This is a genomic window from Sporolactobacillus laevolacticus DSM 442, from assembly GCF_000497245.1.
Lineage (GTDB): Bacteria > Bacillota > Bacilli > Bacillales > Sporolactobacillaceae > Sporolactobacillus > Sporolactobacillus laevolacticus.
Window position 1 is genome coordinate 1 of the sequence record NZ_AWTC01000031.1, and the last position, 5027, is coordinate 5027.

Sequence of the window (5027 nt, forward strand, 5' to 3'; positions counted from 1 at the left end):
TTTTGTTCCTGCCGCCTTAGGCGGCAGGAACACCTAGTGGTACCGCCGGATGTTCAGAGTGGCTAATTTATTATTGCAATCTAGCAACGCTTTATAAAGTACTTTAGCAAGAAAAATATTTTTGAAAGAGAAATAACCAAATATTTCAGAGATATTGCTGATTTCAAGATTAAAAAGTTTACCGGTAAAGGCTCAAGCTGGGAACCATATAAGGGCACGCTATATAGTTTCTTTATGTACTATTCCAATATTCATCCAAAGTATCGCTCGTATGACGAATTTAGAGAAGATGATGTCGAAGATTTCATACTCAATGAAATGGACAAGAAGGTGAATGAGAATGTCGCAAAAAAGATTACCTCGATCCAGACCTTGTATAATAAATACTCACATATTCGTTCTTTTCTTAAAAGCCAAGGCTCTACAAAATTTTACATTGAGAGAGATCAATTAATTGAGAAAATAAATCTTAAAGAAAAGGATATAACTGAGCAAAATATATTAAGTGACGAAACAATAAAAACAATTTTAGGCTTCTATAGTAAGCGGCGAGAATCAATAAGAAATACAGCAATTTTTTTAGTGTGTCTATGTTACGGATTTGAACGATCTACTTTATCCAAGTTATCCTTTGACAATGTAAAAAATAAGAAATTATTTATAGAGGATAGAGTTTTAGATATTCCACCAAAGCTTTTCAATGTTCTTAGCGAACTAAAATCAGTCAATAAGAAAAATAAGGTAAAAGGAAATTATTTTTTCTATTCTAGTATTAATAATAGCAAGGTGCTTGCGAATCAGTCTTTTAATGAGATATTTAAATTATTAGGAAAAATAGACGATAATGATCCAAAGTGGAATTCAATAACACCTACAGCTATTAGAGCATCACTCATTAGACGTATGTTTAATAACAATTACTCAATTGAGGAAATTTCATATATTACAGGTGCTGACCTAATTAATCTGGCTAATATAATATCATATGAGGATATTCTATCAAAGGTTAAATCAAAAAAGAAAATCAGTGTCAATAAGCACCCATTTAACTTTGTTTTATACTAATCTATCAATAAACAAAACTCACTGCTTAGTACACAACTACAGTGAGTTTTTTATTGATTGTTTTTCTACAGAAAATGATCCGTAAAAAGATTGTATCGTCTACTTAGTTAAAATTTTCTTTTGATATCCATTGATTTACTTTCTGCTGCTTTTACCTAATTTACAAAATGGCATACCCCACTATTATTAACTACACATTGCCAGTCAAAATTTAGTAAAAGTTGTCTCTAGTTGCTAAAAAAAAGAGAGCACTCTACTGAACACCCTTACTCACAAGAGTATGTATCGAGTCGTTACTTTCGGTGTTTATATTACTTCCAAACATCCTAAAAATCCCACTGTTGTTCTGTAACCTTTTTACTAATCAATCCGAACTCCAAAATCCTTCGGATGAACTGCATTTGGCTGTGGAATCCGGCGGAGAACTGGAACTACAAGTACATAAGCAACGAAGAGAAAACCAGAACCTGCTCCAAGTAAATACTGGTAAGTCACCTCAGATATGTCCAAGTATTCCGCCGATCAACAAAATTGAATGTTAATATTGAATATTTCACTTCAAAAGAACCACTTTAGCGGATAATTTGAGCCACTGTCTCGGTCGATTTGAACCATCTTCTCGGACAGAGAACCACCTTGAAAAATGGATTTTCACCATCATCCTTGGTGTTTATCCGATAACTTCTGTCAATGATTGACCACTCTTATCCTTTTTTCGCCTAACTACTAAGATGTAGATTGAGCGCAAGTGTCAAGCGTTTTTGGCTTGAAGCTTAAGCACAATCTGCTACTCTAGCCTAAGGCGAAGAAGGGACAGAACCTATACAAATTAGTTAGTCAGATGTAGTGGTTCCCACTTGCCGTGATGAATGTTCATTTTGTCCGACAAATCGGTTCTTTCCTAGTGAAATATTCAAATATTGCACAGTAAAATACTAACTGTGCAACAGTTATCGTTTTTTTTAAGCAATTTCTACTTATTAGATCTCTCCATGTAATGCAGTGGAAAGGTATTTTTCTAGATTCGGGCACCTATTAGCTAACAAGAACTACAATTATATAAGCGTTTTAACCATAATAAAATCAGTTTGTTTTTCATCTCCCATATAAAAGGCGTGGGCTCCACTTTTTAAAAAACCCATTTTCGTATAAAAGTTGATTGCCCTCTCATTTTTTTCCCATACACCTAACCAAACTTGCTTCTTATTCTGTTCTTTTGCTAATTCTATTCCTTTATTTATAAGAAATTTTCCAAGTCCTTGTCTTTGAAATTTATTCCTTATATAAATTCTCTCAATTTCAAGTGCCTCGGAACCAATATTATCCGTTTGCGCTTCATTAACATTAACCTTCAAATAGCCAGCGAGTTCTTCATTTAAATATACAAGAAAGAAATCTGAATAAACATTTGATAATTCCCTTTTTAATTGTTCTAAATTAAATGCTTTCTCCAAGTATGCTTCCATATTTTCAGGTGTGTTAAAAAGCTGAAATGTCTCATTATATGTTTCGCAACCTATTTCTTGAATCATATGTAAATCTGTAAGTGTGCACTTCTTGATATTTGTCTTCACTTTAATAAATCTCTCCTTATTATTTGTCTTGACTTAATCTTCACTTATAAATTGGTTGCAGTAAAGACGTAGTGCGAATTAATTTATTAAACTTTTTTGAAGTCTAATCTTATAAATTTTTTACCATTAGGAAGAGAATACTCCTTAGTTTTAAGACAACTAAAATTTTCACTAGAAAAAAAGTCAAGTAATTTATTTGTATCTGCATCATGCGAAATTGAAAGTAATGGGTTAAAGGCTGATCGTGTAATTTGATTGGCTTACAAAGCCCTTTTCCTGATTTTTTTGAATCGTGCACGATACAACTCTTATTTGATTCCTATTCCGATCTATTAGAGAAACAAATTCTGTTTGTCCAACGTACTCAATGATTAAATTAGCAATGAGTAAGTCTGTTCTTGGCAATCCAAAAGTACTTTCACTAATATCACATTGCTCTAGTTCAAGAGCCTGACCCATATAAGAATATCTGTTTTGAACAGTATTCAAGTATTCTTTGTTTATGTCAAAGCCATATATTTTTTTTGTTGTATGTAAGTCAATCTGGTCTATTCCATTTCCTCCTGCAACACCAAGGATACCGACAATTTCGTGTGTATAACTTTCGAGTTGCTCTTTTGTTATAAGATTTAAAGTTTGTAATTGAAAAACAGAGTCAGACTTCATATGGTTTTCATATGTTTCAAGGTTAATTTCTTCCCATGGGTTTTTTATAAGTTACATCTCCCCGCGTACTAAATTTGTAGTATCCGTCTACTGTTCGCTTTAAATCACTTTACACCAATAACCCGAACTATTTTATAACTACTGATTATTGAAATAAACAGGGGGTACTGTAACTTACTCTTTTCTCCGCATTTAAGCAATCACTTACTATTTTTACTGTATTTACTTTTTTATTATGTTGTTTATATTTAACAAACCTTGTTTCCAATTATTCTCAATAGCAGAAGAAGCATGATCTTTTTTCCTGAGTTTTATACTTAAGATAATTTCTTGATGTTCATCATAGGAAGTGAGTAAGTCGTTAAACTGATTAAAATAGAAAATCTCAATCCTTTTTAATTTCTGTTTGACTCTATTTAAAATTGTTGATAGCTCAGTATTATGAGAACTGTTGATAATCACACCGTGGAAGTCAGTATCATAAGCATTTGATTTTAAAGGATTCCTATCCATAATAGCCCTTTTAAGGTTTTCATTAATCACAATCATTTCATTTATTTGCTTATCTTTAATATGGTTAATCCCTTGCTCCAAGGCTAATTTTTCTAAGGTCCAAACAATTGAATATAGTGATTTTGCTTCGGCTAAGTTGATTTCTGACACCATTGTCGAACGATTGGGTTTAGTAATAACAAAGCCTTCATCTTCCAACTTTAATAACGCTTCTCTGATCGGAGTCCTACTTACTCCCATTTGCTCAGCTAAATCTAAGTCCCGGATTACAACTCCAGGAGAAAGTGTTCCTTCAATAATCCAATCTCTAAGCCTTTTGTATGCTTCGTCCCTAACAAAGCTACGTTTAATTTTGGGAAGCCTTTCTTGGGTTGTCATTCTACCGCTCCTTCAACTTGCATAACAAATTATATAAAGTCTTTTCTACATGAAGTGTTAAAGTATCCAATATTGGAATTCGACAATTTTCTTGCTTTATAAGTAAAGGTAATTCAGTACACCCTAAAATAACTCCATCTACATTTTTCCCATTTATTATTTTTAGTATGGATTCCCGAGAACTTTGAAGGAATTTACCAATAGCTAGTTCTTTAAAAATAATTTCATCTATTTGTATTTGTTCCTGTTCATCAGGGACAATAACATCAATTCCATATGTTTTAAATTTTCTTTGGTAGAAATCCGACTGCATTGTATATTTTATTCCAGTCAGCAAAACCTTTTTTAAATTCAATTCCTTTGCTTTCTGAGCTGTTGTCTCTACAATACTAATTATCGGTACCTGAACTCTAGTTTTTACTTCATCATAGACAGAGTGAGGAGAATTAGCAGCCATGATAATTACGTCTGCTCCAGCCTTTTGTAATTGGTGGATACTGCTAACAATGTACTGTATATATTCAGTTGTTCTTTTTTCATTTTCCAAATCTGTAAAGTATTGAAAATCAAGGCTATTAATTAAAATTTCTGGATAGTAATAATCCTTTTCTAGTGAATAATATAGATCAGTTAATTTTTGATAATATTTTTGAGTCGAGGCAGCACTTATTCCTCCCAAAATGCCAAGTCGTTTTTTAGATCCCTTCATAAAAATGATCACTCCTTTATTTTAATAAATTTTTTTGGCCAGTTGTAAAATCAAATTAGCCAGCTAGGTTGGAGGAATAAAACACCATTATAAAATCCGGTGTTATCATTAAAGTGACCAAA

5 protein-coding genes are annotated in these 5027 nt (G+C 32.3%); 1 reads left to right on the forward strand and 4 read right to left on the reverse strand.

The window, feature by feature from the left end; all coding sequences use genetic code 11:
* Positions 1 to 330 precede the first annotated feature (330 nt).
* On the forward strand, positions 331 to 1065 hold the full coding sequence (locus P343_RS36215; protein WP_168371042.1) for a tyrosine-type recombinase/integrase: 735 nt from the start codon (positions 331 to 333) through the stop codon (positions 1063 to 1065).
* A 1055-nt stretch (positions 1066 to 2120) separates the two neighbouring features.
* On the opposite strand, the gene paiA is transcribed toward P343_RS36215, so the two are convergent.
* From paiA to P343_RS36235, 4 genes are all read right to left on the reverse strand, one after another.
* Positions 2121 to 2639 (reverse strand): spermidine/spermine N(1)-acetyltransferase, encoded by a 519-nt coding sequence (gene paiA, locus P343_RS36220; RefSeq protein ID WP_023511819.1) that lies wholly within the window; start codon positions 2637 to 2639, stop codon positions 2121 to 2123.
* Positions 2640 to 2870: 231 nt separating this feature from the next.
* The gene (locus tag P343_RS36225; RefSeq protein ID WP_051384803.1) at positions 2871 to 3305 is read right to left on the reverse strand and encodes a class I SAM-dependent methyltransferase; all 435 of its coding nucleotides are present in this window, start codon (positions 3303 to 3305) and stop codon (positions 2871 to 2873) included.
* Positions 3306 to 3527: 222 nt separating this feature from the next.
* The gene (locus P343_RS36230; RefSeq protein ID WP_023511820.1) at positions 3528 to 4196 is read right to left on the reverse strand and encodes a GntR family transcriptional regulator; all 669 of its coding nucleotides are present in this window, start codon (positions 4194 to 4196) and stop codon (positions 3528 to 3530) included.
* Position 4197: 1 nt separating this feature from the next.
* Positions 4198 to 4905, reverse strand: coding sequence for an aspartate/glutamate racemase family protein (locus tag P343_RS36235; RefSeq protein ID WP_023511821.1), 708 nt, complete (start codon positions 4903 to 4905; stop codon positions 4198 to 4200).
* Positions 4906 to 5027 lie beyond the last annotated feature (122 nt).